This window comes from Vogesella amnigena (assembly GCF_042648905.1).
Lineage (GTDB): Bacteria > Pseudomonadota > Gammaproteobacteria > Burkholderiales > Chromobacteriaceae > Vogesella > Vogesella amnigena.
In genome coordinates this window covers 153,668-180,347 of sequence record NZ_JBHRYH010000017.1, presented here as the reverse complement: position 1 = coordinate 180,347, position 26,680 = coordinate 153,668, and the positions used below count along the sequence as shown (strand labels likewise).

The 26,680-nt window shown below is 66.0% G+C and carries 25 protein-coding genes; 8 read left to right on the top strand and 17 right to left on the bottom strand.

Annotated elements, in window-relative coordinates; all coding sequences use genetic code 11:
- Positions 1-96 precede the first annotated feature (96 nt).
- The 16 genes from pcaF to ACFOKJ_RS08010 form a co-directional block, all read right to left on the bottom strand.
- Positions 97-1,302, bottom strand: a complete 1,206-nt coding sequence (gene pcaF, locus ACFOKJ_RS08085) for a 3-oxoadipyl-CoA thiolase (RefSeq protein ID WP_390278354.1) — start codon at positions 1,300-1,302, stop codon at positions 97-99.
- Between the two features lie 3 nt (positions 1,303-1,305).
- Positions 1,306-2,856 (bottom strand): 3-hydroxyacyl-CoA dehydrogenase, encoded by a 1,551-nt coding sequence (locus tag ACFOKJ_RS08080; protein ID WP_390278351.1) that lies wholly within the window; start codon positions 2,854-2,856, stop codon positions 1,306-1,308.
- A 36-nt stretch (positions 2,857-2,892) separates the two neighbouring features.
- Positions 2,893-3,693, bottom strand: coding sequence for an enoyl-CoA hydratase-related protein (locus ACFOKJ_RS08075; RefSeq protein WP_390278348.1), 801 nt, complete (start codon positions 3,691-3,693; stop codon positions 2,893-2,895).
- A 4-nt stretch (positions 3,694-3,697) separates the two neighbouring features.
- Positions 3,698-4,093 carry a RidA family protein gene (locus ACFOKJ_RS08070; RefSeq protein WP_390278345.1) on the bottom strand — a complete coding sequence of 132 codons (396 nt, stop codon included), beginning with the start codon at positions 4,091-4,093 and terminating at the stop codon, positions 3,698-3,700.
- Complete coding sequence (locus tag ACFOKJ_RS08065) at positions 4,093-4,533, bottom strand: acyl-CoA thioesterase (RefSeq protein WP_390278342.1); 441 nt, start codon at positions 4,531-4,533, stop codon at positions 4,093-4,095. The genes ACFOKJ_RS08070 and ACFOKJ_RS08065 overlap by 1 nt, the downstream gene beginning before the upstream one ends.
- Positions 4,530-5,708: an acyl-CoA dehydrogenase family protein gene (locus ACFOKJ_RS08060; RefSeq protein WP_390278339.1), complete on the bottom strand. Its 1,179-nt coding sequence runs from the start codon at positions 5,706-5,708 to the stop codon at positions 4,530-4,532. The genes ACFOKJ_RS08065 and ACFOKJ_RS08060 overlap by 4 nt, the downstream gene beginning before the upstream one ends.
- 10 nt (positions 5,709-5,718) lie before the next feature.
- Positions 5,719-6,564 carry an enoyl-CoA hydratase family protein gene (locus tag ACFOKJ_RS08055; RefSeq protein ID WP_390278336.1) on the bottom strand — a complete coding sequence of 282 codons (846 nt, stop codon included), beginning with the start codon at positions 6,562-6,564 and terminating at the stop codon, positions 5,719-5,721.
- 18 nt (positions 6,565-6,582) lie between these two features.
- On the bottom strand, positions 6,583-7,359 hold the full coding sequence (locus ACFOKJ_RS08050) for an SDR family NAD(P)-dependent oxidoreductase (protein ID WP_390278333.1): 777 nt from the start codon (positions 7,357-7,359) through the stop codon (positions 6,583-6,585).
- 29 nt (positions 7,360-7,388) lie between these two features.
- The gene (locus tag ACFOKJ_RS08045) at positions 7,389-9,710 is read right to left on the bottom strand and encodes a bifunctional salicylyl-CoA 5-hydroxylase/oxidoreductase (protein ID WP_390278330.1); all 2,322 of its coding nucleotides are present in this window, start codon (positions 9,708-9,710) and stop codon (positions 7,389-7,391) included.
- Between the two features lie 387 nt (positions 9,711-10,097).
- Positions 10,098-11,060 carry an IS110 family transposase gene (locus ACFOKJ_RS08040; protein WP_390278327.1) on the bottom strand — a complete coding sequence of 321 codons (963 nt, stop codon included), beginning with the start codon at positions 11,058-11,060 and terminating at the stop codon, positions 10,098-10,100.
- A gap of 378 nt (positions 11,061-11,438) precedes the next feature.
- Positions 11,439-11,699, bottom strand: a complete 261-nt coding sequence (locus tag ACFOKJ_RS08035; protein WP_390278324.1) for a DUF2164 domain-containing protein — start codon at positions 11,697-11,699, stop codon at positions 11,439-11,441.
- Positions 11,699-13,081 carry an ATP-dependent RNA helicase DbpA gene (dbpA, locus tag ACFOKJ_RS08030; RefSeq protein WP_390278321.1) on the bottom strand — a complete coding sequence of 461 codons (1,383 nt, stop codon included), beginning with the start codon at positions 13,079-13,081 and terminating at the stop codon, positions 11,699-11,701. Before dbpA ends, ACFOKJ_RS08035 begins: the two co-directional genes overlap by 1 nt.
- A 107-nt stretch (positions 13,082-13,188) precedes the next feature.
- On the bottom strand, positions 13,189-14,136 hold the full coding sequence (locus ACFOKJ_RS08025; RefSeq protein ID WP_390278318.1) for an SPFH domain-containing protein: 948 nt from the start codon (positions 14,134-14,136) through the stop codon (positions 13,189-13,191).
- 40 nt (positions 14,137-14,176) lie between these two features.
- Positions 14,177-14,599, bottom strand: a complete 423-nt coding sequence (locus tag ACFOKJ_RS08020) for an NfeD family protein (RefSeq protein WP_390278315.1) — start codon at positions 14,597-14,599, stop codon at positions 14,177-14,179.
- A gap of 18 nt (positions 14,600-14,617) precedes the next feature.
- Positions 14,618-15,004, bottom strand: coding sequence for a VOC family protein (locus ACFOKJ_RS08015; RefSeq protein ID WP_390278312.1), 387 nt, complete (start codon positions 15,002-15,004; stop codon positions 14,618-14,620).
- Between the two features lie 83 nt (positions 15,005-15,087).
- Positions 15,088-16,257, bottom strand: a complete 1,170-nt coding sequence (locus ACFOKJ_RS08010; protein WP_390278309.1) for a PQQ-dependent sugar dehydrogenase — start codon at positions 16,255-16,257, stop codon at positions 15,088-15,090.
- A 227-nt stretch (positions 16,258-16,484) separates the two neighbouring features.
- On the opposite strand from ACFOKJ_RS08010, the gene ACFOKJ_RS08005 reads away from it, so the two are divergent.
- From ACFOKJ_RS08005 to ACFOKJ_RS07995, 3 genes are read left to right on the top strand one after another with little or no spacing between them, the layout of a single operon-like run.
- Positions 16,485-17,735, top strand: coding sequence for a SpoIIE family protein phosphatase (locus ACFOKJ_RS08005; protein ID WP_390278306.1), 1,251 nt, complete (start codon positions 16,485-16,487; stop codon positions 17,733-17,735).
- Positions 17,732-18,292, top strand: coding sequence for a SiaB family protein kinase (locus ACFOKJ_RS08000; protein WP_390278303.1), 561 nt, complete (start codon positions 17,732-17,734; stop codon positions 18,290-18,292). Before ACFOKJ_RS08005 ends, ACFOKJ_RS08000 begins: the two co-directional genes overlap by 4 nt.
- A gap of 5 nt (positions 18,293-18,297) precedes the next feature.
- The gene (locus ACFOKJ_RS07995; RefSeq protein WP_390278300.1) at positions 18,298-18,681 is read left to right on the top strand and encodes a DUF1987 domain-containing protein; all 384 of its coding nucleotides are present in this window, start codon (positions 18,298-18,300) and stop codon (positions 18,679-18,681) included.
- 55 nt (positions 18,682-18,736) lie between these two features.
- On the opposite strand, the gene ACFOKJ_RS07990 is transcribed toward ACFOKJ_RS07995, so the two are convergent.
- Positions 18,737-19,315 carry a DNA-3-methyladenine glycosylase I gene (locus ACFOKJ_RS07990; RefSeq protein ID WP_390278297.1) on the bottom strand — a complete coding sequence of 193 codons (579 nt, stop codon included), beginning with the start codon at positions 19,313-19,315 and terminating at the stop codon, positions 18,737-18,739.
- A 330-nt stretch (positions 19,316-19,645) separates the two neighbouring features.
- Here ACFOKJ_RS07990 and ACFOKJ_RS07985 point away from each other — a divergent pair, with 330 nt between their 5' ends.
- From ACFOKJ_RS07985 to ACFOKJ_RS07965, 5 genes are all read left to right on the top strand, one after another.
- On the top strand, positions 19,646-21,133 hold the full coding sequence (locus ACFOKJ_RS07985) for a GGDEF domain-containing protein (protein WP_390278294.1): 1,488 nt from the start codon (positions 19,646-19,648) through the stop codon (positions 21,131-21,133).
- 93 nt (positions 21,134-21,226) lie between these two features.
- Positions 21,227-21,805: an ANTAR domain-containing response regulator gene (locus ACFOKJ_RS07980; RefSeq protein ID WP_390278291.1), complete on the top strand. Its 579-nt coding sequence runs from the start codon at positions 21,227-21,229 to the stop codon at positions 21,803-21,805.
- 91 nt (positions 21,806-21,896) lie between these two features.
- Positions 21,897-23,054, top strand: a complete 1,158-nt coding sequence (locus ACFOKJ_RS07975) for a CmpA/NrtA family ABC transporter substrate-binding protein (protein WP_390278288.1) — start codon at positions 21,897-21,899, stop codon at positions 23,052-23,054.
- Between the two features lie 260 nt (positions 23,055-23,314).
- Entirely contained in the window at positions 23,315-24,526 is a 1,212-nt protein-coding gene (locus ACFOKJ_RS07970; RefSeq protein ID WP_390278285.1) for a nitrate/nitrite transporter, read from the top strand.
- Positions 24,527-24,616: 90 nt separating this feature from the next.
- Entirely contained in the window at positions 24,617-26,278 is a 1,662-nt protein-coding gene (locus ACFOKJ_RS07965; RefSeq protein ID WP_390278282.1) for a protein kinase domain-containing protein, read from the top strand.
- The last annotated feature ends 402 nt before the right edge of the window (positions 26,279-26,680 follow it).

Here is a 26,680-nt window from a genome sequence, read left to right as displayed (position 1 = left end):
CGCAGGTCTAGCGGCTGACTTTGTTAAACAATGTGAAATATAAAAATTTTAAAATTAAAGTATTTGTGCCGACGCTTTCCGAGCGGGGAAGGGCAGCTACACCCGTTCCAGCACCACCGCGATGCCCTGGCCGACACCGATGCACATGGTGCACAGCGCATAGCGGCCCTGGCGGCGCTGCAGCTCCAGGCTGGCGGTGGCCAGCAGGCGCGCGCCGCTCATGCCCAGCGGGTGGCCCATGGCGATGGCGCCGCCATTGGGGTTGATGTGCTCGGCATCGGCGGGCAGCCCCAGTTCGGCCATTACCGCCAGTGCCTGGGCGGCAAAGGCTTCGTTCAGCTCGATCACGTCCATGTCTGCCACGCTCAGGCCCAGCTGTGCCAGCAGCTTGCGGCTGGCGGGTACCGGCCCCATGCCCATCAGCCTGGGCTCCACGCCGCAGCAGCACATGCCGAGAATGCGCGCGCGCGGGGTGAGGCCGTGCTGGCGGATGGCGGCTTCCGAGGCCAGCAGCAGGGCACAGGCGCCGTCGTTGACGCCGGAAGCATTGCCGGCGGTAACCGTCAGCTCGGGGCCGTTGATGCCTTTCAGCCGCGCCAGGTCTTCCAGCGTGGTGTCGGGGCGCGGGTGCTCGTCGCTGTCGAACAGCCGGGTTTCCTTGCGCGATACCGCCACCTGTACCGGCACGATTTCATCGCGGAACACGCCGGCGGCCTGTGCCCGCTGCCAGCGCTGCTGCGAGCGCAGCGCAAAGGCATCCTGCGCCGCGCGGCCAACCTGGTAGGCCGCCGCCACGTTGTCGGCGGTCTGCGGCATGGAGTCGGTGCCGAACTGTTGCTGCAGCAACGGGTTGATGAAGCGCCAGCCGATGGTGGTGTCGTGGATTTCCATGCTGCGGCCGAAGGCCTGCGCCGATTTGGGAATCACGAACGGTGCCCGCGACATGCTTTCCACCCCGCCGGCGAGCATCAGTTCGGCATCGCCGCTGGCAATGGCGCGCGCGGCGCTGCCCACCGCGTCCATGCCGGAGCCGCACAGGCGGTTGATGGTGGCGCCGGGCACAGCAATGGGCAGGCCGGCCAGCAGCGCGGCCATGCGCGCCACGTTGCGGTTGTCCTCGCCGGCCTGGTTGGCGCAGCCCAGCAGCACATCGTCCACCGCGGCCCAGTCCAGCTGCGGGTAGCGCGCCAGCAGCGCCTTGATCGGCAGCGCCGCCAGGTCGTCGGTGCGGATGCCGGCCAGGCTGCCGCCGTAGCGGCCGATCGGTGTGCGTACGGCATCGCAGATATAGGCGTGTCTCATGGCTTATCCCCTCTGGTGGTACAGCGAGGCCGGGCGTTGGCCGCAGCGCTCGGCAAAATGCAGTTGTTCCAGCAGCGGCGCCACGCGGTAGCGGTCTTCGCCGTAGCTGTCGGCCAGGTGACGCAGCACGCTGCGCACGGTGCCAAAGCCCAGTTGTTCGCCCCAGGCGATGGGGCCGCAGGGGTAGTTCACGCCCAGGCGCATGGCGGTATCGATGTCGTGGGCGCTGGCGTGGCCCTGGCCTAGTACGTCGCAGGCTTCGTTCACCAGCATCACCACGGTGCGCAGCACCGGCAGACCGGCACCATCCGGCAGCAGCGTTACCTGCAGTCCGGCGGCCTGCAGCAGGCCGATGGCGGCATCGCGGGCATGCGGGCTGATGCCGGCAGCGGCCTGGATCGCCAGCCGCGCGGCATGGCCGTAGTCCAGTGCCAGGTCCAGCAGCACCAGGTTGGCGTGACCGCTGTCCAGCGCGCGGCAGCTGGCGCTGCGGCCATCGCTGAGGTAGAGCCGCGCATCGCCGGCGCTGGCGATGCAGCCATCACCCCCGGTGTCGCAGTTGAAGATCACGCCGTTGTGCTGCAACCGCCTGGCCAGTTCCTGCCCGGCCACGCTGTCGGTGTACACGGTGATGGCAACCGGCCATGGCTGCGGCGGCTCGCACTGCACCGCCGGCGGCGGCTGCTCGCCACCATAGCGGTAGTAGCCACGCCCGCTCTTGCGCCCCAGCCAGCCGGCATTGACCATCTCCTGCTGGATCAGGGTGGGGGTGTAGCGCGGGTCGAGAAAGGTGGCCTGCCACACCGACTGGCTTACCGCCAGGTTGATGTCCAGGCCGATCAGGTCCATCAGCTCGAACGGCCCCATGCGGAAGCCGCCGCACTCGCGCAGCAGCGCATCCAGCGTGGCGTAGTCGGCGGCGCCTTCCTGCGCCAGGCGCAGGTTTTCGCTGTAGAACGGCCGCGCAATGCGGTTGACGATGAAGCCGGGCGCGGAGCGGGTGCTCACCGCGGTCTTGCCCCAGGCGCGGGCAGTGGCGCCCAGCGTCTTCAAGGTCTGTTCGCTGCTGGCCATGCCGCTGACGATCTCCACCAGCGCCATCTGCGGTGCCGGGTTGAAAAAATGCATGCCGGCCAAGCGGCCCGGCTGCTGCAGCGCGGCGGCAATGGAGGTGATGGAAATCGACGAGGTATTGCTGGCGAACAGGCAGTCCGCCGCCACCAGCGCTTCCAGCTCGCGGAACAGCGCCTGCTTGGCATCCAGCCGTTCGACGATGGCCTCGATCACCAGCGCCGCGCCTTTGAGGTCGCTGAGCGAGCCGGTGGCGCTGACACGGCTGGCCGCGGCCTCGGCCTGCTGTTCGTTGAGTTTGCCGCGTGCCGCCAGCTTGGCGTACTGGTTGCGAATGCCGTCCACTGCCCGTTGGGCTGCTTCCGGCTGCAGGTCATACAGCAGCACCGGGTGGCCGGCACTGGCTGCCACCATGGCGATACCGCTGCCCATTACCCCGCCGCCGACAACGGCGACCAGGCTGGCTGGGGGGAGTGCGCTCATGTCTGGGTCTCCTCGTTATGTTTTGGCTGGCCAGGCTCAGTGGCCCTGCCAGCGCGGCGGACGCTTTTGCTGGAACGCCGCCAGACCTTCGTGGCGGTCGTCGCTGCCGGCCAGCAGCACGAAGTTGGCGCGCTCCAGCGCCAGCCCGGCGGACAGCGGCATCTCCTCGGCCTGCAGGATGGCTTCCTTGGCCAGGCGCAGCGCCAGCGGCGCCTTGCTGGCGATGTGGGCGGCCAGCAAGCGGGCGCGCGGCAGGCAGTCAGCATCGGCACATACCTCGGCCACCAGGCCTGCGGCCAACGCTTCAGCGGCCGTGATGGGCTGGCCGCTAAGTACCATTTTCATGGTCAGCGACTTGCCCACTGCGCGCAGCAGGCGCTGGGTGCCGCCGGCGCCCGGCATCAGCCCGAGATTGATTTCCGGCTGGCCAAAGCGGGCGGATTCGCCGGCGATCAGGATGTCGGCGTGCATCGCCAGCTCGCAGCCACCGCCCAGCGCATAACCGCACACCGCGCCGATCAGCGGCTTGGGGAAGCGGGCGATGCGGGCGAACAGCTGACGGCGCTCGTCCAGCAGCATGGCCACCATGTCCTTGCCGGCCATTTCCGCCAGGTCGGAGCCGGCGGCGAAAAAGCGCTCGCCGCCGCTGAGCAGCACGCAGTGCACCTCCGGGTCGCTGGCGGCCTGTTCCAGCAGGGCTACCAGTGCCTGCAGCAGCGGGGTGGAGAGGGCGTTGCGCGCTTCCGGGCGGTGCAGCTGGATTTCCAGCACGCCGGCAGTGGGGGGCGTGAGCAGCAGCAACTCGGGGTTGGCCGCATAGATAGGCTGGCTCGGCATGGTGTCAGTCCGGAATCACGGCGGTGACTTCGATTTCCACCAGCGCACGGTCTTCCACCAGGTCGGCCACCTGCACCGCACTCATCGCCGGGTAGTTGCTGCCCATTTCCGCACGGTAGGCGCGGCCGATTTCCTTCAGCCGTGCCACGTATTCCTTCTTGTCCTTCAGGTACCAGGTCATACGCACGATGTGGCTGGCATCGCCCCCGGCGGCGGCAACCACCGCCACGCAGTTGGCCAGCGCGATCTGGATCTGCGCCACCAGGTCGTCGGTTTCGAACTCGCATTGCGCGTTCCAGCCGATCTGGCCGCCGACATAGATCTGGCGGCCGCGTGCCTCGATGCCGTTGGAGTAGCCACGCGGGGCCAGCCAGTTTTCCGGTTGAAGGATCTTGTGCATCACGGGGTTTCCTTGAAGTTCAGCAGTGCCTGGCGCACGTCGTCCGGCCAGGGCTGCGATTGGTGGGTGTCCAGCGAGGTGGCGACCAGGCGCTGCACGATGCGCAACCGCAGCTCGCCCTGGTGGCTGATCAAGTGTTGCAGCACCAGCGAGCTGGTGCCGACGTGGTTGACCGACAGGTGGTAGAGCAAGGCGTCGCCCATGCGTGACGGGCGCAGGAAGTTGCTGTCCAGGTGGGCGGTGGGGGTGCCGATGCGCCGCTCCAGGATCAGCTGGCTCCACGGGTGGCCGATGTGCTCCCACCATTGCTCCACCACGTTGTTGAGCATGCAGAAGTACTGCGGGAAGAACACGATGCCGGAGGGGTCGCAGTCGAGAAAGCGCACCTTCACCTGCTGGCAGAAGCTGTTGCCGGCTGCCGGCTGTTGCGGTGTGCTCATGCGGCGCCCTCCGCGCTGGCGGCGGCTTTCAGCAGCTCGCGGCCAACGATCAACTTCTGCACCTCGGTGGCGCCTTCGTAGATGCGCAGCGCGCGGATCTCGCGGTACAGCGACTCCACCTTGACGCCGCTTTTCACGCCCAGGCCACCATGCAGTTGCAGCGCGGCGTCGATCACCCGCTGCGCGTTCTCGGTGGCGGTCATCTTGGCCATGGCCGCTTCGCGGGTAGTGGGGCGCTGCAGTACGTCGCGCTGCCAGGCGGCGCGCCAGGTCAGCAGCTCGGCAGCGGCGATGTCGGTAGCCATGCTGCCCAGGCTGGCCTGGCTCAGCTGCAGGTCGGCCAGGGTGTGGCCGAACATCGGCCGCTGCCGCGCATGCTGCACCGCTTCGTCCACTGCGCGGCGCGCAAAGCCCTGCGCCGCCGCAGCCACCGAGGCGCGGAAAATGTCCAGTGTGCGCATGGCCAGCTTGAAGCCTTCGCCGGACGGCCCCAGGCGGTTGGCCGCAGGCACGCGCATATTGGTGAAGCGCAGATGCGCCAGCGGATGCGGCGCCATCACTTGCTGCCGCTCCACCACTTCGAAGCCCGGCATGTCCGGGGTGATGATGAAGGCGGAGATGCCGCGCGTGCCCGGCGCCTCGCCGGTGCGGGCGAACAGGCAGTAGAAGTCGGCGATGCCGCCGTTGGAGATCCAGATCTTTTCGCCGTTGATCAGGTAGTGCTCACCCTCCAGCCGGGCCTCGCACTGCATGGCGGCCACGTCGGAGCCGGCCAGCGGCTCGGTCAGCGCAAAGGCGGCAATCGCCTCGCCGCTGGCCACGCGCGGCAGCCAGCGCTGTTGCTGCTCGGGGCTGCCGGCCAGAGTGATGGCGCCGCTGCCCAGCCCTTGCATGGCAAAGGCGAAGTCGGCCAGGCCATCGTGATAGGCCAGGGTGTCGCGGGTGATGCACAGCGCGCGTGAATCCAGCTGTGGCAGCGCACCGCCGAATGCCGCCGGCACGCAGTAGCGCAGGAAGCCGGCGGCGCCCAGCGCGCGCACCAGCTGGCGGCAGCTGCGGTCGACATCATGGTGATCGATGGCCGGCATCTGCTCGCCTGCCCATTGCAGCAGGCGGTCGGATAGCTGGCGGTGTTCGGGGCCGAAGAACGGCAGGTCAAGGTAACTGCGATCCATGGTGTGTTCCTCAGTTGCCTTCGAACTGCGGGCGGCGCTTGGCGGCAAATGCCTCGAACGCGCGACGGAAGTCCTGGGTGGCCATGCAGATGGCCTGGGCCTGGGCTTCGGACTCGATCATCTCCTCGATGCCCATTGCCCACTCCTGGTTGAGCATGGTCTTGGTGATGCCGTGGGCGAACCACGGGCCGTCGGCCAGGCTGCGTGCCAGCGCCTCGGCGCGGGCGTGCAGCTCTTCCGGCGGGAACAGTTCCTTGAAGAAGCCCCAGTCCAGGCCTTCCTTGGCGCTCATGCTGCGCCCGGTCATCAGCAGGTCGGTGGCGCGGGCGGTGCCGATCATGCGTGGCAGCAGGCCGCAGGCGCCCATATCGGCGCCGGCCAGGCCAACGCGGGTGAACAGGAAGGCAGTCTTGGCTTCGGCGGTGGCCAGGCGAAAATCCGCCGCCAGCGCCAGCATGGCGCCGGCCCCGGCGCACACGCCGTCAATGGCGCAGATCACCGGCTGCGGCGCGCGGCGCATGGCCTTGATCAGATCGCCGGTCATGCGGGTGAATTCCAGCAGCTGCGGCATGGTCATCTTGGTGAGCGGTTCGATGATCTCGAACACGTCGCCGCCGGAACAGAAGTTGCCGCCGGCACCCTGCAGGATCACCACCCGCACATCGGAGGCGTAGGGCAGGCGGCGGAACAGGTCACGCAGCTCGGCGTAGGAATCGAATGTCAGCGGGTTTTTGCGCTCCGGCCGGTTCAGCGTGATGGTGGCGATGCGGCCATCTTCACTGCATTGCCAGTCGAAATGGCGCGGCTGGTAGTGCCGCAGGGCTTGCTGGTGGTCGTGCATGGAAAGTTCTGCCATGGCGGGTTTCCTTGTGCGTTACATCACTTCGCCGCCGGCGACGGCGATGGACTGGCCATTGATGGCCTCCGCGCCGGGCAGACACAGCCACAGCACGGTATTGGCCACTTCTTCGGGGCGGATCAGCCGGCCTTGCGGATTGCTGGCGGCCAGCGAGGTTTCGGCCTCTGCGCTGCTGCGTCCGGTCTTGGCCACGATATTGGCGATGGCCTCCTGCAGCAGCGGGGTGTCGGTATAGCCGGGGCAGACGGCGTTAACGGTGATGCCGCTGCGCGCCAGCTCCAGCGCCAGCGCGCGGGTGAGGCCGATCACGCCGTGCTTGGCGGCGCAGTAGGCCGCCACATAGGCATAGCCGGTCAGGCCGGCGGTGCTGGCGATGTTGACGATGCGGCCCCAGCCCTGTGTCTGCATGGCTGGCAGTACCGCGTGGATGCCGTTGTAGGTGCCGGTGAGATTGGTATCCAGCATCTGCTGCCACATTGCCGGGTCGGTTCTGCCCAGCGGTGCCGAGCGCGCGGCACCTGCGTTGTTGATCAGGATGTCGATATCGCCGCGCGCGTTGGCCGCGGCATGAAAGGCCTGTTTGACAGCCTCGTAGTCGCTGATGTCGGCCAGCGCCAGGCCGTGGCCGCTGCCCGGCAGCTGTTGCAGCACTGTTTCCAGCTTGGCGCTGTCGCGACCCAGCAGGGTAAGGCTGGCACCGTGGCCGGCCAGCGCCATGGCGATGGCCTGGCCGATGCCGCCGCCGGCACCGGTAATCAGTGCATGGCGGCCATTGAGTTGATTGCAGTGCATGGCTTTCCCCTGTTGGATCGCGAGCCGGCTTACTTGCCGGGTTGTTGGTAGGTTCGGCTGAGGTTGGCCTCGTACTGGCCACGACCGGACTGGTACTGCGGCGGCCATGCCACGCCCTTGAAGCCGATGCGTGCCGCTTCGTGCAGCGTCCAGGCCGGGTCGGCCAGGTGCGGACGCGCCACCGCGCACAGGTCGGCACGGCCGGCGGCGATGATGCTGTTCACGTGGTCGGCCTCGAAGATGGTGCCCACCGCCACGGTGGGGATGCCGGCTTCGTTGCGGATCTGGTCGGCGAACGGGGTCTGGAACATGCGGCCGTACACCGGCTTCTCTGCCTTCGATACCTGACCGGACGAGCAGTCGATGATGTCGGCGCCAGCAGCCTTGAACAGGCGGGCAATCTCCAGCGCATCGTCCGGGGTGTTGCCGCCCGGCACCCAGTCGTGGCAGGACAGGCGCACCGAAATCGGCTTGTCCTGCGGCCACACCGCACGGATGGCGTGGAACACTTCCAGCGGGAAGCGGGCGCGGTTTTCCAGGCTGCCGCCGTATTCGTCATCGCGCTGGTTGGTCAGCGGCGACAGGAAGGACGACAGCAGGTAGCCGTGCGCGCAGTGCAGTTCCAGGATGTCGAACCCGGCCTCGGCCGCCAGCTTGGTGGCGTTGACGAAATCGGTGGTGATCTTGTCCATGTCGGCGCGGCTGGCGGCGCGTGGCGTCTGGCTGTGCGGCAGGTAGGGCTGCGGGCTGGCGGATACCAGCTCCCAGGCACCGCTCTGCAGCGGCTGGTCGATGCCTTCCCATGCCACGCGGGTGGCACCCTTGCGGCCGGCATGTCCCAGCTGCACGCCGATCTTGGCGCCGCTGTTGGCATGCACGAAATCGACGATGCGCTTCCAGGCGGTGGCGTGTTCCGGCCGGTACAGCCCGGCGCAGCCCGGGGTGATGCGCGCTTCCGGCGACACGCAGGTCATCTCGGTGTACAGCAGGCCGGCACCGCCCAGTGCGCGGGAGCCGAAGTGCACCAGGTGGAAGTCGCCTACCAGGCCATCCTGTGCCGAGTACATCGCCATCGGCGACATCACCACGCGGTTGGGCAGGGTGAGGCCACGCAGGGTGAACGGGGTGAACATCGGCGGCGGGGCCGGCTGATCGGCCGCCACCGGCACGCCGGCCTTGGCGGCAAACCAGCGTTCGTAGCCTTCCAGCCATGCCTTGTCACGCAGTCGCAGGTTCTCGTGCGAGATGCGCTGCGAGCGGGTGAGCATGGAGTACATGAATTGCTGCGGCTCGAAGTGGTCGCAGTAACGTTGGCCGCATACCTCGAACCAGGCCATGGCGTTCCAGGCCGCGTTCTGCAGGCGCAGGGTCTCGATGCTGCGGGCGGCCTGATATTCGCGCAGTACGTGGCCGATCTGCTCCGGGCTGTCGCCGTGGATCTGGAACTGGCGAGTCAACTCGATGGCGTCTTCCAGTGCCAGCTTGGTGCCGGAGCCGATGGCGAAGTGCGCGGTGTGCACCGCGTCGCCCATCAGCACCACGTGGGCGTCGTTGTGGTTCTTCAGCCACCACTGTTCGCACACCACGCGCTGGAAGTTCAGCCAGGCCGAGCCGCGCAGGTGGCGGGCATTGGTCATCAGCGCGTGGCCGTCCAGGTGCTTGGCGAACAGCTGCTGGCAGAAGTCGATGGACTGCTGCTGGTCGGCCTGGTCCAGGCCGTGTGCCAGCCACACGTCTTCCGGGCATTCCACGATGAAGGTGGTGGTGTTCTCGTCGAACTTGTAGATGTGCGCCTGGAACCAGCCGTGTTCGGTCTGTTCCCAGATGAAGGTGAAGGCGTCGAACAGCTTGTGGGTGCCCAGCCAGATATAGCGGTTCGGGCGCTTGACGATGTCCGGCTTGAAGACGCTGGCGTACTTTTCCCGCGTTCTGGAGAAAATGCCGTCGGCGGCGATGATCAGGTCGGCGTCGGCGAATTCGTCGTCGGACTCGGCCTCATGCTCGAATACCTGTTCCACACCCAGCTCGGCACAGCGATCCTGCAGGATATTCAGCAATTTCTTGCGGCCGATGCCGACAAAACCATGTCCACTGCTGCTGATGGTTTCGCCGTGAATGCGCAGCTCGATGTCGTCCCAGTGGTTGAAGGCAATCTGGATCGCTTCGGCGGAGGTCGGGTCCCACTGGCGCAGACCTTCCATGGTGGCATCGGAGAACACTACCCCCCAGCCAAAGGTGTCATACGGCTTGTTGCGCTCTACTACGGTGATGTGGTGCTGCGGGTTCAACTGCTTCATCAGAATGGCGAAGTACAAACCGGCCGGGCCGCCGCCCATACAGACAATACGCATCTTGTGTCTCCTTGAAACGCGAAGGGCTGAGCCTTCGGTTGATGCCCTGGCAAGGTGAGGGGTGGAGACAAGTTAGATTTAAATAATTTAAGTGTAAATTAAACTAGTGTCAGGCGGGTGCCCAGGTTGCGGAGGCAGCGTTTCATGCCCGCGTGGAAGGGGGTGACAGTGTGGAATGGCTGACCGTCAAGGCGCAGAAGAGGCGGTGGATGTGCGGGGAAGGGGCGGCTGCAATCCGCATCCGCGTAGCGGATACAGCACCAAATGCAGTAGAGCGGATGCCCGCAGGGCGATCCGCCAGGGCGTTCTACCGTTTGGGTGTGAGTAGGTCGCAAGCTGGCGGATCGCCCTACGCTTGTGCCTCCGCTAATGCGCCCCCGGTAGATTCTATGTTGGAGCACAAGCCTTGCCGACAAGCTTGGGGTCGTAAGGGACGCCCGAATTCCAGACAGCAAATGCGATGCGCAGTATCTTGCGGGCGATGATGCAATAGACGGCGGTAGATGGTAGTCCCTTCTTCAACAGCGCGGTCTGGATGGCTTTCCAGATGGGGTGGCGACACGCACTGACGGCGGCCAGATACAGCAACCGCCGCTCTTCAGGATTCCCCCGCTTGGAGAGGTGGCGGGTGCCGGTGTATTGACCGGACTCGCGCGGCCTGGGATCCAGCCCCACTGCGGCCACCAGCGCGTCGCTATTGGCATAGCGCACCCGACTCATGCGCATGGCTAATGCCGCACTGATCAGAGGGCCAACGCCTTGAATGGAACGTAAGTTCTTGCAGCGGGTATTCAGACCCTCTTCGGCGGCGAGCAGCGCCTGCAATTGGCTGTCGATATCGGCAATCAAGGCATCAAAGGCGCGCATCAGTTTACAGAGCGCCTGGGCGCACGGCGAAGTCTCTGCAAAGCTCATGCGTAAGCTGGTACGGCTCTTCACGACTTGATGACGGCGCTGGATCAGCGTGGTGATCGTTTGCTGCTGCGCTGTGAGCGGGACGTAGGCGTGGCACTTGTCCGTCTCATTGTGCGTGTAGCGGGCAATGCCGCGGGCATCGAGTACATCTGTCTTGCCGCGGCTGCGCTGGCTTTTCAGGTAGAGCGCCACATCCCGTGGATTCAGCACAAAGACGGTATGGCCAGCCGCAAAGGCCAGGTCAGCCAGCAGCCGGTGATGAATGCCCGTGGCTTCCATACCGATGGTGCAGGCAGGCGGCAAACGCTTGAGCCAACGCTTGATCTCTGGCGCATGGTTGGCGAGCTTGATCGGGGCGGTGCTATCGCCAAAGTAGGAGATGACCAACTCGGCGAGACTGACATCTACACCAATGGAGAAGGCTTGGGTATTCATGGGGCAGTTCCAGGCAAACGCAGCGGTTAGAATGAACCTGCCGAGGGGGCGTTTGCGTTGGCGTGGGCTTGCATCTATTGGCCGTCGTGGTGATCACTGACAGGGTCGCCACGCGCGCTGCATTCCTAATCGACGCTGGAGCAAACGAAATGGGGACATTTCTACTGGAGTCTGTCCGCTGACACGGCAGATAGCCCGGATCGTCCCTCCACCTCGGCGCCCTTATCCGCTACTTCATAAGCGCGCAGACAGAACATACAAGCCCGGATAAGCCGTAGGCGCATCCGGGGCCAGGTTTGGCGATGTGATCCCCGGATGCGTTGCGCTTATCCGGGCTACGGAAGCGCCCTACGGTTAGTTGGAGTGCGTGGTGGAAACTCAGCGCCGGCGTTGCGCCGGCCACCAAGGGAATTCATCTTCGTGAACTTCAAAGTCCACTTCCTGTACCCGCGCCAGCAGGCGTTGCTGGGTGTCGCGCACCGCGCGGTTGTAGATGCTGGGGCCGATTTCGGCGAGCAGGAAATCCAGCAACGCCTCGCACTGCAGGCGGCCGGGTGGCTCATCGAGGTTGGCCGCACAGTAGCGCTGCAGCGATTCCAGCGCCTGTGCGTGATCGGCCTTGTCCAGCTTGATGGTCATTAATCCAGCAACCGCATCTTGTACTGCTTGGCCTTGATCTTGCTGTTGGCCAGGCGCGGGAAGGCCTGCTGGGCGATGTTGCGGTCCAGCGCCACGAAGGTGTTGAACTCGAACACGGTGATCTTGCCCACCTGGCTGGCAGTCAGGCCGCCTTCGCCGGTAAAGGCGCCGAGGATGTCGCCCGGGCGCAGCTTGTCACGTTTGCCGCCGGCAATCTCCAGCATCACCATCGGTGGCAGCAATGCACCGCCCGGGGCCGGCTTGAGGTCTTCCAGACGCTCCCAGTTGAGGTCGGCCTTCTGGTATTCCTCGATCGCCGAGGCGCGGCGGGCGTCGCTGGGGCTGACCAGCGTCAGCGCCAGACCGTGCTTTTCGCCGCGGCCGGTACGGCCGATACGGTGAATGTGCACTTCCGCATCGTGCGCCACGTCCACGTTGATCACCAGGTCCAGTTCCTTGATGTCCAGGCCGCGCGCCGCTACGTCGGTGGCTACCAGTACGGTGGCGCTCTTGCTGGCGAAGCGGGCGAGAACCTGGTCGCGGTCGCGCTGTTCCAGTTCGCCATACAGCGCCAGTGCCGAGTAGCCGGCGAACTGCAGCGCTTCCACCAGCTCCTTGCAGCGCTGCTTGGTGTTGCAGAACGCCAGTGCCGAGCCGGGGCGCACGCTTTGCAGCACGCGCGCCACCACATCCAGGCGATGATCCGGGTCGATCTCGTACCACCATTGCTCGATCTGGCCGGCGTCGTGCAGCGCTTCCACCTGCACCATGTGCGGCTGCTTCATGAACTGTTCGGCCAGCTTGCGGATATTGTCCGGGTAGGTGGCGCTGAACATCAGCGTCTGGCGCTGGCGCGGGCAGGCGCGCACGATGCCGACGATTTCCTCGATGAAGCCCATGTCCACCATGCGGTCGGCCTCGTCCAGTACCAGGGTCTTCACCCCGGACAGGTTGAGCGTGCCGCGCGACAGGTGATCCTGCAGCCGGCCCGGTGTGCCCACCACGATGTGCGCGCCGTGCTCCAGTGAAGCGCGCTGCGGCGCCATCGGCGTGCCGCCGCACAGGGTAATCACCTTGATATTGTCGATGCAGCGCGCCAGGCGGCGGATTTCCTGTGCCACCTGGTCGGCCAGCTCGCGGGTGGGGCACAGCACTAGGGACTGGATGCCGAACCAGCGCGGGTTGAGGCTGGTGAGCAGGCCAAGGCCGAACGCTGCCGTCTTGCCGCTGCCGGTCTTGGCCTGGGCAATCACGTCGCGGTTGTCCAGGATGGCGGGCAGGCTGGCAGCCTGGATCGCCGTCATGCTGGTGTAGCCCAGGCTATCGAGGTTGGCCAGCATGGGGGCGGGCAGGTTAAGGCTGGAAAATTTGGCTTTGCTCACAATGACTTGGCTTTGCTGATGATTCAAGGCGCCGGAGTGTAACAGCCTGGCGGCTTGCGGCCAACCTGCCTTGCCTCGGGTGACAGCCTGGCCGCATGTTGCGAGGCTCAGGCCTTGCCTTTTACCTGTTCGATCACGCTCATGGCGCTGGCCACCGCGCCGCCCACATCGGCGGCATTGCCCGGCAGCAGCATGGTGTTGCCGGCTTTGGCGATATTGCCGAAGGCCTTGATGTACTGTTCGGCCAGCTTGAGGTTTACCGCATCGCTGCCGCCCTGCTGGCCGATGGCCTGTGCGATCAGTACCAGCGCTTCGGCATTGGCCTGTGCTACAAGGCGGATGGAGGCTGCCTCGCCTTCGGCGCGGTTGATCTGGGCCTGGCGTTCGCCTTCGGAGGCATTGATGGCTGCCTGCATTTCGCCTTCGGAACGCTGGATGTCGGCCTCGCGCTGGCCGGTGGCCAGGTTGATCTGCTCCTGCTTCACGCCTTCGGACTGGGCGATGCGGGCGCGCTTTTCGCGCTCGGCGGTAATCTGCTGCTGCATGGAGTGCAGGATGGATTCCGGCGGCGTCAGGTCCTTGATCTCGTAGCGCAGCACCTTCACCCCCCAGTTGATGGCGGCCTCGTCCAGTGCGTTCACCACCGCGCGGTTGATCTCTTCGCGTTCTTCGAAGGTGCGGTCCAGCTCCAGCTTGCCGATCACAGAGCGCAGCGTGGTTTGCGCCAGCTGGCTGATGGCCAGCTCATAGTTGGAGGTGCCGTAGGAGGCCAGCCGCGGGTCCATTACCTGGTAGTAGAGAATGCCGTCCACTTCCAGCTGGGTGTTGTCACGCGAGATGCACACCTGGCTCGGTACATCCAGCGGCACTTCCTTCAGGCTGTGCTTGTAGGCCACACGGTCCACAAACGGAATCACGATGTTCAGGCCCGGGTTGAGCACGGCGTGAAACTTGCCCAGGCGCTCCACGATCCAGGCGTTTTGCTGCGGCACGATCTTGAATGACTTGATGGCGAAAATGATGGCCACCACCAGCAGAATGAAGGCGAACTCCATGACAGCTCCTGTCAGTAGGTAAAGGGCAATTGAAAAACGGTCAGTTGCTGCGGCTGGCGCGGATCAGCAGGCTGCTGCCGTGCTTGGCAACGATCTTCCAGTCGGCATCGTCGCTGGCGGTTTCGCCGGCGGCCAGTTTGGCATGCCATTCGCTGCCGCGGTAGTGCACGCGGGCGTGGCTGGCGTCCAGCCAGTGCACGATACGTACCTGCTGGCCGATGTCGTCGTCCTGAACGTCGGCGCTGGCTGGCTGGCGCGCCTTCCAGCGTTGCAGCAGCACGACTGCCACGGCGGCACCGGCGGCGGCGGCCAGCAGCTGCGGCGTGAGCGGGGCATCCAGCCAGGCCAGCAGCGCGCCCAGCGTGGTGCCGCAGGCAATGGCCAGCAGGTAGAAAGTGCCGGTCAGCATTTCGGCACCCAGCAGCAGGGCGCCGGCGATTAGCCAGGCAGTGGTAGCGGACATGGTGGCTCCTGTTCGGGGTCAGGCCGGCTCGTGGCAGACCACTTCGATATTATGGCCATCCGGATCCAGCACGAAGGCGCCGTAGTAGTCCGGGTGGTAATGCGGGCGCAAGCCTGGCGCGCCGTTGTCACGGCCGCCGGCCGCCAGCGCGGCGGCGTGGAAGGCATCTACCTGCTGACGGTTGACCGCACGAAAGGCCACGTGCAGCGGCGGCTGGTTGGGCGTGCCGCTACTGAGCCAGAAATCCGGCTTGGGCGCCTCGCCAAAGCCGGCCACATCGGCATGGCCGGTAACGGCGGCGCTGAATTCCAGCAGCAGCTGGTAGTCGATGGCGGCCAGCGCAGCGGTATAGAAGGCCTTGCTGCGGGTGATGTCGCTGACTGTGATGCCGGTGTGATCGATCATGGCGGGCTCCGTAGGGTGGCAGGCTTGCGCATTATGGATGGCGGCTTATGCACATGGCAATTTATTGTGATGCCGGCTGACACTCAGCGCCTGCTGGCGACCAGTCGCAGCAACTGGCCGTTGCGATCGTCGCTGAGCCACAAGCTGCCGTCGGCCGCCGGCCTGATTTCCACCGGCCCGGCCGGGCCATGCTTGCCGCGCCACGGCCCCAGCAGGGTGACGCCTGGGCCGCGTGGCAGGCCGCGTGCGTCGGTGGCGAAGGCGACGATGCGCTGGCCGTGCTGGCGGTAGCCGTGGTAGCCGATCACCAGCCAGTTGCGCCACGCCGCTGGCGCTTGCGCGCCTTGCCACCAGGCCAGCCCCAGCGGCGCGGCGTGCGCCGGCAGCAGGCGCAGCGGTTTGCGGGTCTGTCTGCAGTTATAGCCGCGGAATTCCGGCGCGGCCGTGGCGTTGTCGTAGCAGTAGGGCCAGCCATAATGCTGGCCGACCTGCAGCAGGTTGAGTTCGTCGTGCGGCAGTTCGTTGTCGTTGGGCAGCCCCAGCGGCAGGTGGATGCCGTCGCGGCTGTTTTCCACCTGCAGCACCGTGCCGGACGGATGCACGGCGATGGCCATGCTGTTGCGCAGGCCTCGGGCGAAGATGCCCTGGTCGCGCAGGGTGTTGCCGTCCCAGCGGTAGCGGCGCACCACGCCGGCGGCGGCGTCGCCTTCCGACTCTGGGCAGCGCCCGGCCCGGCGCTGTGCCGGCGTGGCCTGCTCGCAGTTGTTGCTGCTGCTGCCGATGTTCACATACAGCATGTCGCCGGCCAGGGTGAAGGTGGTCAGCGGGTGGCGCTGGCGCACGGGCAGGGTGGCCAGCTGCTGGAGCGGCTGCGGCTTGGTCAGCTGGAAGCGGCTGATGCGGCCAACCTCGCCCAGCAGGATGCTGCCATCCGGCAGCTGGGCAATGCCGTGCGGACGGTCCAGGCCTTTCAGCAATACCTGTCGTTGCCACTGCTTGCCCTGCTTGCGCAGCAGCAGCACGCGGCCGGTGGCAGCGTCCCAGCGCCCCAGCTCGGTCAGCAGCACGCCACCGTCGGCCAGCAGGGCGATGCCGCGTGGCTGTTGCAGGCCGCTGGCGACAATACCGGCGCACAGGCCGGCAGCGGCCGGGGCGGCAAGGGCGGGCAGGCCGTCACAGTTGGCCGCATGGGCGGCGGGCAATGCCGGCAGCAGGGCAAGGAGCGTGGCGGCGAGCGGGAACAGGCGAGGCATGGTGACTCCGGCGCATCGGGATATGCCAGCACTATAAACCAGTAGCGCTGGACGCCAGCGGGCAGCAGCTGCCAGCCGGCATAGTGGCTTGCATCTTGTGTGAGCATTTAACAATGACGTCTGATTCATTGAATTCCGTTTAACAGTGCATTCAAATTACCGTCACGGCGCGGTAATGCCGGCTGCCTACACTGCGCGCCATTGTTTCTCAGCCGCAGGAATTCCCCATGCATAGCGATCGCGCCGCGCTGTCCGCCGTTACCCAGGTGGCCGGCCATCTGCTGCAAAGCCCGCCGGTAGTCACCCCGGAGAGCAGCAACTACCAGGTGCTGGAGCTGTTCACCGTCCAGCCGGACTTGTCCAACCTGCCGGTGGTGCGCGATGGCGCGCCGCTAGGCATCATCAACCGCAACCACTTCATGAGCATGCTGGCGCGGCCGTTCCACCGCGAGATCTTCGGCCGCAAGCCGTGCACCGCGTTCATGGATGCCAACCCGCTGGTAGTGGATTACCACCTGCCGCTTACCGAGCTGTCCTACCTGGCGCTGTCGCGTGGCGACAAGGTGCTGTCCGACGGCTTCATCATCACCGTGGACGGCGACTACGCCGGCCTGGGGCTGGGTGTGTCGCTGGTGCAGGCGCTGGCCGACCAGCAGGCGCAGAAGCACCGCCAGATGATGGACAGCATCAACTACGCCTCGGTGATCCAGCAGTCCTTCCTGCAAAGCTCGCGCCGCGACATGGCGGCCCGGCTGGATGATTACTTCATGGTGTGGGAGCCGCGCGATGTGGTGGGCGGCGACTACTACTACTTCGTGAAGCGCGACGATGGTTTCTTCGTGGCGGTAATCGATTGCACCGGTCACGGCGTGCCCGGCGCCTTCATGACGCTGATCATGGCCTCGGCACTCAAACAAGTATTGAGCACCTACGACCTGCACAACCCGGCCGCGCTGCTGGCCGCCATCAACCGGCTGGTGAAGGAATCGCTGGGCCAGCTGTCCGACGACGAGCGCCAGGTGGAGGAAAACATCGAGGTGCGTTCCGACGACGGCATGGACTGCGCCTTCTGCTGGTACGACAACGCCAGCCATACGCTGACCTTCGCCGGCGCCAAGACGCCGATCTTCGTGCTGCCGCGCGGCGCGGACGAGGTGACGGTGGTGGATGGCAACAAGAAGGGGGTGGGCTATGTGTCCACGCCGCTGGACTACGAGTGGGACAACCACCGCGTGAAGCTGAAGCCGGGCAGCCGGCTGTACATCAGCACCGATGGCATCATCGACCAGATCGGCGGCCCCAAGCGCATCTGCTTTGGCAAGAAGCGCTTCAAGGAACAGATTCTCAAACACGCCCACAAGCCGATGGCGGCGCAGCGTCAGGCGCTGCTGGATGCCTTCCACCACTGGCAGGGCGAAAACAGCCGCCGCGACGACGTCAGTCTGTTCGGCATGCATTTCATGGAGCAGCAAGCATGAGCCTGGACGCCTTCCACCGTTTCCAGAACCTGGCCCGCGACGAGAGCGTGGTCTTCTACTACACCGGCTACTTCTCGCAGGCCATTGTCACCGCCATGGCCGACGCGCTGCGCTTGCGCCTGAACCAGACCGACGCCAGCAATGTGCAGCGCCGCAAGCTGTTCTCGGTGTTCATCGAAATGGCGCAGAACGTGGTGCATTACTCCGCCGAGCACCTTACCGCTTCCGACAGTGACGATCACGAGATCCGCCGTGGCGCGCTGTGGGTGGGCGAGCAGCAGGGGCAGTTCTACGTGGTATGCGCCAACCCGGTGGACCGCAACCAGGTTGGCCGCATCCGCGACAAGCTGGCGCCGCTACTGGGCATGAGCAACGACGACATCAAGCAGCTGTACAAGCAGAAGCTGCGCGCCGACAACGACGCCGAAAGCAAGGGCGCCGGCCTGGGTTTCCTCACCGTGGCGCGTGATGCCAGCGGCCCGGTGGAGTTCGACTTCGCCGACGAGCACGGCCCGGACAGCCCGACCACCATGTTCTATCTGAAAGCAAGCATCTGACCATCATGCAAAACATCCACCTTGCCGCCACCAGTTTCAGCCCGGAAGTGAACTTCGACTTTGCCCGCCACCAGCTGTCGCTGAAAGGCGAGTGCTACCCGGAAAACGCCGCCGTGTTCTTCGAGCCGCTGATGAGCGCGCTGCATGGCTACCTGGCCACGCTGAACCAGACCCAGATCACCTTTGACGTGCAGCTGGCCTACTTCAACAGCGCCAGTACCAAGGCGATCCTGGCCATCTTCGAGCGCCTGAATGCCGCTGCGGTAGCTGGCAACTATGTGACCGTGAACTGGTACAGCGACCCGGACGACGACACCATCATGGAGTTCGGCCAGGAAGTGGCCGACGACAACTCCGCGCTGGACGTGCATCTGTTGCAGCTGGCCTGAGCCTGCAGGCTAAAGGTTGGCCGCAAGTGCAGCTTGCGGCCAACCCTGGCAGTGCTTAATTGCGGGCAGCATTCCGCGGGTGGCAGGGGCAGCCGGTGAGGTGGTCGTTCACCACGCCGGTCGCCTGCAGGAAGGCGTAGATCACCGTGCTGCCGACAAAATTCATGCCGTGCTTCTTCAGCGCCTTGCTGATGCGGTCCGATAGCTCGGTGCTGGCCGGGCATTCGCCCAGGCTGGCCCAGTGGTTGACTACTGGCTGGCCATCGACATGCTGCCACAGCCAGCTGGCAAAGCTGCCGTACTGCTGCTGCATGGCCAGGAAGACGCGGGCATTGCGGATGGCGCTGTTCACCTTCAGCCGGTTGCGCACGATGCCGGCATTCTGCAGCAGACGCTCCACGTCGGCGTCATCCATGGCCGCCACCCTGGCCGGGTCGAAGCCGTGAAACAGCCGGCGGTAGTTGTCGCGCTTTCTGAGTATGGTGATCCACGACAGCCCAGCCTGGGCGCCTTCCAGGATCAGCATTTCGAACAAGCGGGTGTCGTCGTGCACCGGACGGCCCCATTCCTCATCGTGGTAGGCGATGTACAGCGGGTCGTCGCCGCACCAGCCGCAGCGTTGCAGTTCATTCATCGGGAGAGTCCTTAAGTTCCAGTTGCCGCCGGTCACCTCGAAAAGCTCCAGCTTTCGTCGCGATACTGCGTTGCTCACGAAAAATGTCTCCTTACATATCAAACATATGCTGCGTCGACATTTTCCGTTCGCGCCTTGTCTCGCTTAGAAACCCGGGTTTTTCGAGGCGCCCCGCAGCTTCCGCGAGTCAAATTTTATGACAATAAAATTTTATTGAAGCTGGGCTTGCTAAAACTTACAAGTGCCAGCTATTGCTGGTAATGTTGTTTCATTAATTGCTGTTCGCATGTGGCGTGCTTACCAAGTATGCCCGTTGATGGAAGCCGTTTCATGACCTTGTGTGCCGACCTGCCTGTCTCCGCGTCCACGGACATGGCCGATGCTTATTACAGCGTCAGCCTGCGCCGGCTGTGGCGCAATGGCAGTCGGCAGCAAAAGACCGGCTTCCTGCTGGCCTGGTTGCTGTCTACCGTGCTGAGCGTGTCGCTGGGCCTGGCCGCCGTCATCAATGCCTGGTCCGGCCTGCCGCTGGAATTCGGCGGCGTGGCGTTCTATGTCAGCATCTATCCGCCGCTGCTGATCTGCAGCTGGTGGGCGCTGTGCTTCGGCTGGGGCTGGGGCGCGCTGCCGGCCTATCTCTCTACTCTCACCCTGGCGCTGTACGCCGGCATGCCATGGTACTGGGCGCTGCTGTTTGCCTGCGGCAACCCGGTAGGGCTGGGGGTGATGGTGCTGGGCTACCGCGCCATCGCCATGCCCTGTTTGCTGACCTCCTGGCGTGCGCTGGTGTTTTTCCTGCAGATGGTGTTTGTGGGCTGCATGTTCAGCTCCGCCGCCGCGCTGGTGTGGTGTTACACCAACCAGGTGGATCAGGTGGCGGTGTTCGCCATCTGGCAGGGCTGGTGGCTGGGTAATTTCCTGCAAAGCGTCTTGCTGCTGGCACCGCTGCTGGCCTTGACCTGGCCGCAGGCCGAAGCCTGGATGCTGCGGCACCAGCAACTGCTGGCGGTGCAGCCCACCGAGTCGCGCAAGCTGGTGCTGCGGCTGATGGGGGCGCTGATCCTCAGCGTGCTGATCTACGCGTTCACCACCATCTGGCTGGGTACCGAGAGCGTAGACGCCCAGCTGCGCAGCGGCGGGCTGGAAGGGCTTGGCCTGGCGGCGGACCGGCTGTCGGCCATGATCTGGGCCTTCTTCTGGGTGATCGCCTTCATCGCGCTGTTCATGGGCATGTTCGGCTACCAGATGTTCCTGCACTGGCACCGCACCAACACCACGCTGTTGCAACAACTGGAACTGGCCAATGCCGAGCTGGCGCAGCAGGCACGCAGCGATGGCCTGACCGGCCTGGCCAACCGCCAGAGCACCAACCAGGCGCTGGCCGACTGCTGGCACAACAGCCGGCTGCGTGGCGAAGGCGCCGCGCTGCTGATGCTGGATATCGATCTGTTCAAACGCATCAACGACGAGCATGGCCATGTGGCCGGTGACAAGGCCATCCGCAAGGTAGCCGAGCTGCTGCGCAAGGAGGTGCGCAGTAGCGATCTGGCCGGACGCTTTGGCGGCGAGGAGTTCGTGCTGCTGCTGCGCCGCTGCGAGCAGCACACCGCGCTGGAGGTGGCCGAGCGGGTGCGTCGCCACGTGGAGCAGGCACTGATCGACGGTGAAGGCGATGCGCCGCTGCGCCTCACGGTGAGCATCGGCGTGGCCATGATGGCTGGCGAAGACGAAGACGCCGAGCAGTGGCTGCGCCGTGCCGATGCCGCGCTGTACCGCGCCAAGCATCTGGGGCGTAACCAGGTGGTGCTGGCGGCCTGACCCGGGTGGCACAGATTTCTGGCGGCATGTCACGAGGTGGCATGCCGCTTGCTGCTTGCAGGGGATGAAAACAGGCAGACAAGGAACACGCCCGTGCTCACGGTGATGCTGGTGAATGATGGCTCGGGCCGGGCCGCAGCGCTGAAGGAGGCGTTGGCCGCAGCCGGCGTGCGCGTGGTGGCCGAGGTGCAGGCCACGCTACAACTGGCCGATGTGCTGGCGGCAGCGCGGCCGGATGTGGTGCTGATCGACAGCGACGCCCCGGCGCGCGACATGCTGGAACAAGTGTGCGTGATGGGTTCGCAGCATGGGCAACCGGTGGTGATGTTTACCGGCGACGACAGCCGCGAAGCCATGCGCAGCGCGCTGCAGGCCGGTGTGGCCGCCTATGTGGTGGGCCAGGTGGAGGCCAGCCGCATCCAGCACGTGCTGCAGGTGGCGATAGAGCGCTACCAGATCGACCAGTCGCGCCGCGCCGAGCTGGCCGATGCCCAGCGCCAGCTGGCCGAGCGCAAGCTCATCGAGAAGGCCAAGGGCCTGCTGATGCAGATGAAGGGCCTGGACGAAGCCAGCGCCTACAAGCAGCTGCGCGAGCGCGCCATGAAGCAGCAGAAGAAGCTGGCGGACGTGGCGCAGGAGATCATCAGCCTGGCCGAGTGGCTGCAGCCATGAAGCACACCGCGCCGCATCCTGGTGCGCCGTCGCGCCAGGATGGTGCAGTACCCCTGCGCTGCCTGCCGCAATCCGACAAGGAGTTCCCGCATTGAGCACCGCCACCCAAGCCGACACAGCCGCGGCATGCATCGACCTGACCGTGGGCTATCTGCCCCTTACCGACTGTGCCGCGCTGATCGTGGCGGCCGAGCTGGGCTTCGACCGCCGCTACGGGATTCGCATCCGGCTGTCGCGCGAGGCCAGCTGGGCCGCCATCCGTGACAAGCTGCTGACCGGTGCGCTGGATGCCGCCCATGCGCTGTACGGCCTGATATACGGCGTACACCTGGGGTTGGGCGGTGTGCAGCGCGACATGGCGGTGCTGATGACGCTGAACCAGAACGGGCAGGGCATCACCCTGGCGGCGCAGCTGGCCGCCGAAGGCGTGCACAGCGGCGAAGACCTGGCGCGGCGGGTGCGCCACGATGTGCGCCCGTTCACCTTCGCGCAGACCTTTCCCACCGGCACCCACGCCATGTGGCTGTACTACTGGCTGGCGACGCACGGCATCCACCCGCTGCGCGATGTGAAGAGCATCGTGGTGCCGCCGCCGCTGATGGTGGCGGCGCTGCGTGCCGGACAGATGGATGGCTACTGCGCCGGCGAGCCGTGGCACAGCCTGGGCGCGGCCGAGGGCGTGGGCTTCACCATTGCCAGCAGCGGCGACATCTGGCCGGATCATCCGGAAAAGGTGCTGGGCTGCACCGCCGACTGGGCCGCGGCCAACCCTGACGCCGCCCGCGCGCTGATCGCCGCGCTGCTGGATGCCTCGCGCTTTGTCGATGATGTGCGCAACCGCGCCCAGGTGGCGCAGCTGCTGGCGGAGCGCGCAGGGCTGCCGCTGCCGGCCGGGGTGCTCAATGCCGGCCTGTCCGGCACTTGCGTGGCCGGTGGGCTGAAGTGCTTTGACGATGGGCGGGTGAACTATCCCTATCTGTCCGACGGCATGTGGTTTCTCACCCAGTACCGGCGCTGGGGCCTGCTGCGCGAGGAACCGGATTACCTGGGCATCGCCCGTCGCATCAACCAGCAGGCGCTGTACCAGCAGGGGGCGGAGCTGGCCGGGGTGGCGCTGCCGGCCAGCAGCATGCGCAGCAGCCGGCTGATCGACGGCGTGGTGTGGGACGGCCGCGACCCGGCCGGCTATGCCGCCGCATTTGCCGTGCAGGGCGGCATGGCCGCGGGCAACGTGGCGCTGACGCGCTAATGCGCTGAAACTACGCCATGCCTTGTTGCAGGGCATGGCTGCGGCACTTCGGTGCGGCGCTGCACCATTGGCAGCCCGCTACTGTCGCCAGCAGGGCGATTGCAGCCTGTTTCGGCAGGCACGGTGTTTGCTCAGTATCCCTTGCAGCTTTGGCAGCCAATGGCGGCCGCCGAAGCCGGACAAAGAGGTCCGTCGCGCAGCCAGCCGGCTGTGGGCGGACCTTTTTGCTTTTCAGGCGATGAAGGCAAGGGAGCAAAGACATGACCAAGGATTTCTGGAAGTCGGGGCATACCCCCACGCTGCTGATGGCGTTCCTGTATTTCGATTTCAGTTTCATGGTGTGGTACATCCTGGGGCCGCTGGCGATCCAGATCGCCGATGCGCTGCAGCTGTCGGCACAGCAGCGCGGCCTGATGGTGGCCACGCCGATTCTGGCCGGCGCCATCCTGCGCTTCGGCATGGGGCTGGTGGTGGACAAGCTGTCGGCCAAGACCGCGGGCATCGTGGGCCAGCTGGTGGTAATGGCGGCGCTGGGTACGGCCTGGATGTTCGGCATCCACAGCTTTGGCCAGGCCTTGCTGCTGGGGCTGTTCCTCGGCGTGGCCGGTGCCTCGTTCGCGGTGGCGCTGCCGCTGGCCTCGCAGTGGTACCCGCCACAGCACCAGGGTACCGCCATGGGCATTGCCGGCGCCGGTAACTCCGGCACCGTGCTGGCCGCGCTGCTGGCGCCAGGGTTGGCCGCAGCCTTTGGCTGGGAAAACGTGTTCGGCATGGCCATTCTGCCGCTGGGCGTGGTGTTCGTGCTGTTCTGCCTGTTCGCCAAAAACGCGCCGCAGCGCCCGGCCCCCAAGGCCATGGCCGACTACCTGCGCGTGCTGGGCGACAAGGATAGCTGGTGGTTCATGTTCTTCTACTGCGTGACCTTTGGCGGCTTTGCCGGCCTGGCCAGCGCCTTGCCCGGCTACTTCCACGACCAGTACGGCCTGAACGCGGTAACTGCCGGCTACTACACCGCCGCCTGCGTGTTCGCCGGCTCGATGATGCGCCCGCTGGGCGGCGCGCTGGCCGACCGCATCGGCGGTATCCGCACCCTGCTGGTGGTGTACACCGTGGCGGCGCTGCTGCTGGCGGTGGTGGGCATCAATGTGCCGCAGGTGCAGCTGGCACTGGCGCTGTTCGTGGGTGCCATGCTGGCGCTGGGCTGCGGTAACGGTGCGGTGTTCCAGCTGGTGCCGCAGCGCTTTCGCAAGGAAATCGGCGTGATGACCGGCCTGATCGGCATGGCCGGCGGCATTGGCGGCTTCCTGCTGGCAGCCGGCCTGGGCCTGGTCAAGCAGCACACCGGCAACTACCAGCTGGGGCTGTGGCTGTTCGCCAGTCTGGGCCTGGTGGCCTGGGTGGGCCTGTATGCGGTGAAACTGCGCTGGCGCACTACCTGGGGCGCTTCCAGCATTACCGCGGCGCGGGTGTGAGGGTAGGGAGTAGGAGGGTCTAAGCGCGCAGCGCCTGATCCCCACTCGCTACTCCCTGCTCCCGGTTACTCCCCAACCCCAAGGAGACATATGAAGCTGCAACTCAGCATCGGCCAGGCATCGCAGCCCGGCCGGCGCGAGCGCAACGAGGACGCGTTGGGCTGGTGCCTGCCGGATGGCGAGCAGCTGGCCGGCAAGGGTGCGTTGTTCGCGCTGGCGGATGGCGTGTCCGGCTGTGCCGATGGCAAGCTGGCCGCCAGTTCCAGCGTGCGCGCGGTATGTGCCGACTACTACGCCACGCCGGAAACCTGGGCGGTGGCGGCGGCGCTGGACCGGCTGCTGGGCGCGCACAATCGCTGGCTGCGCAGCCAGGGGCGCTCGCTGGTGGCAGCGTTGTCGGTGCTGGTGCTGCGCGGGCGGCGTTTTACCATCGCCCATGTCGGCGACTGCCGTGTCTACCGGCTGGGGCGCGACGGCCTCGGCTGCCTGACCCAGGACCATGTGTGGGAGGAGCCGTCGCTGCGCCATGTGCTCAAGCGCGCGCTGGGGCTGGATGCGCACCTGGTGGCGGATTTCTGCGACGGCGACCTGGCGGTGGGCGAGGTGTACGCGCTGCTGTGCGATGGGGTGTGGAACGCACTGGGCGATCTGCGCATCGACGAGATCCTGCGCCTGCACACCGACCCGCAGCGGGCGGCGGCGGTGCTGGTGGAGGCGGCACTGGCGGCCGGTAGCCAGGACAACGTTTCGGCGCTGGTGCTGCGGGTGGATGCGCTGCCTGCGGCCAACCTGGACGACGCTTTCTCGCGTGGCGAGGCGCTGCTGCCACCACCACTGCTCAAGCCCGGACAGCAGTTTGAAGGGTTGACGGTGGAGGACAAGCTGCATGCCTCGCCATCCGGCCTCGCCTACCGGGTGAGCGATAGCGCCGGCCGGCGCTGGGTGCTGAAGACCCTGCCGCCGCCGCTGGCGGGCGATCGCGAGGCGGCGCAGGCGCTGCTGGCAGAGGAATGGCTGCAGCGCCGCGTCAGCTCGCCGTATTTTGCCGAGGTGGCGCCGCAGGCGGTGCGCAGCCATCTGTATTACCTGCTGCGCTGGTACGACGGCGAAACGTTGGCCGCACGCGCTGCCGCCGGCCCGCTGGGCGTGGCCGATGTGGTGCTGACCGGCCTGGCGTTGTGCCGCGCGCTGGCGGTGCTGCACCGGCTGGGCATCGTGCATCGCGATGTGAAGCCGGACAACATCCACCTGGGGCGTGACGGCCAGCTGCGGCTGCTGGACCTGGGGGTGGCCTGGTGCGCCGGCATCAGCGGCGAGGCGCTCGGCCCGGTGGGTACGCCATCGTTCATGGCGCCGCAATTGTTCGATGGCGCGGCAGCGGATGCCGGCAGCGACCTGTATGCGCTGGGAGTCACCCTGTACTGGCTGCTGAGTGGCCGCTACCCGTATGGCGAAATCGAAGCCTTCCAGCGGCCGCATTTCGGCACCCCGCAGCCGGTGAGCCGTTACCGGCCGGAGGTGCCGCCGTGGCTGGAGGCCCTGCTGGCCAAGGCGGTGGACCCGGACCCGGCGCGACGCTTCGAAACCGCCGAGGAATTCCGCCTGGCGCTGGAGCGTGGCGACAGCCAGCCGCTGAGCGCCCGTCGCCAGGTACCATGGGCCGAGCGCCTGTCGCTACGGCTGTGGCGGCGGCTGGCGCTGGTATCGCTGCTGCTCAATCTGCTGCTGGTCTACCTGCTGCTGCTGGGCTGATGCGGCCAACATGGTGAGGCGCCGGGCTGCCCTACGGGGGAGCGCCGGTCAACATGCTGTTCGCCAGGTGTTAAGACGGTAGACCCGTAGCCCGGATAAGCGCAGCGCATCCGGGAATGCTCGCCATCTGCAGCCAACCCCACCCCGGATGCGCCTTTGGCTTATCCGGGCTACCTGCATGCACTCATGCGGCCAACGTGGTGAGGCGCCAGACTGCCCTACGGGGAGCGCCGGTCAACATGCTGTTCGCCAGGGGTTAAGACGGCAGACCTGTAGCCCGGATAAGCGCAGCGCATCCGGGAATGCTCGCCATCTGCAGCCAACCCCTCCCCGGATGCGCCTTTGGCTTATCCGGGCTACCTGCTTGATGCGGCCAACCCTGATGGCCGCAGGGTTGCCAGC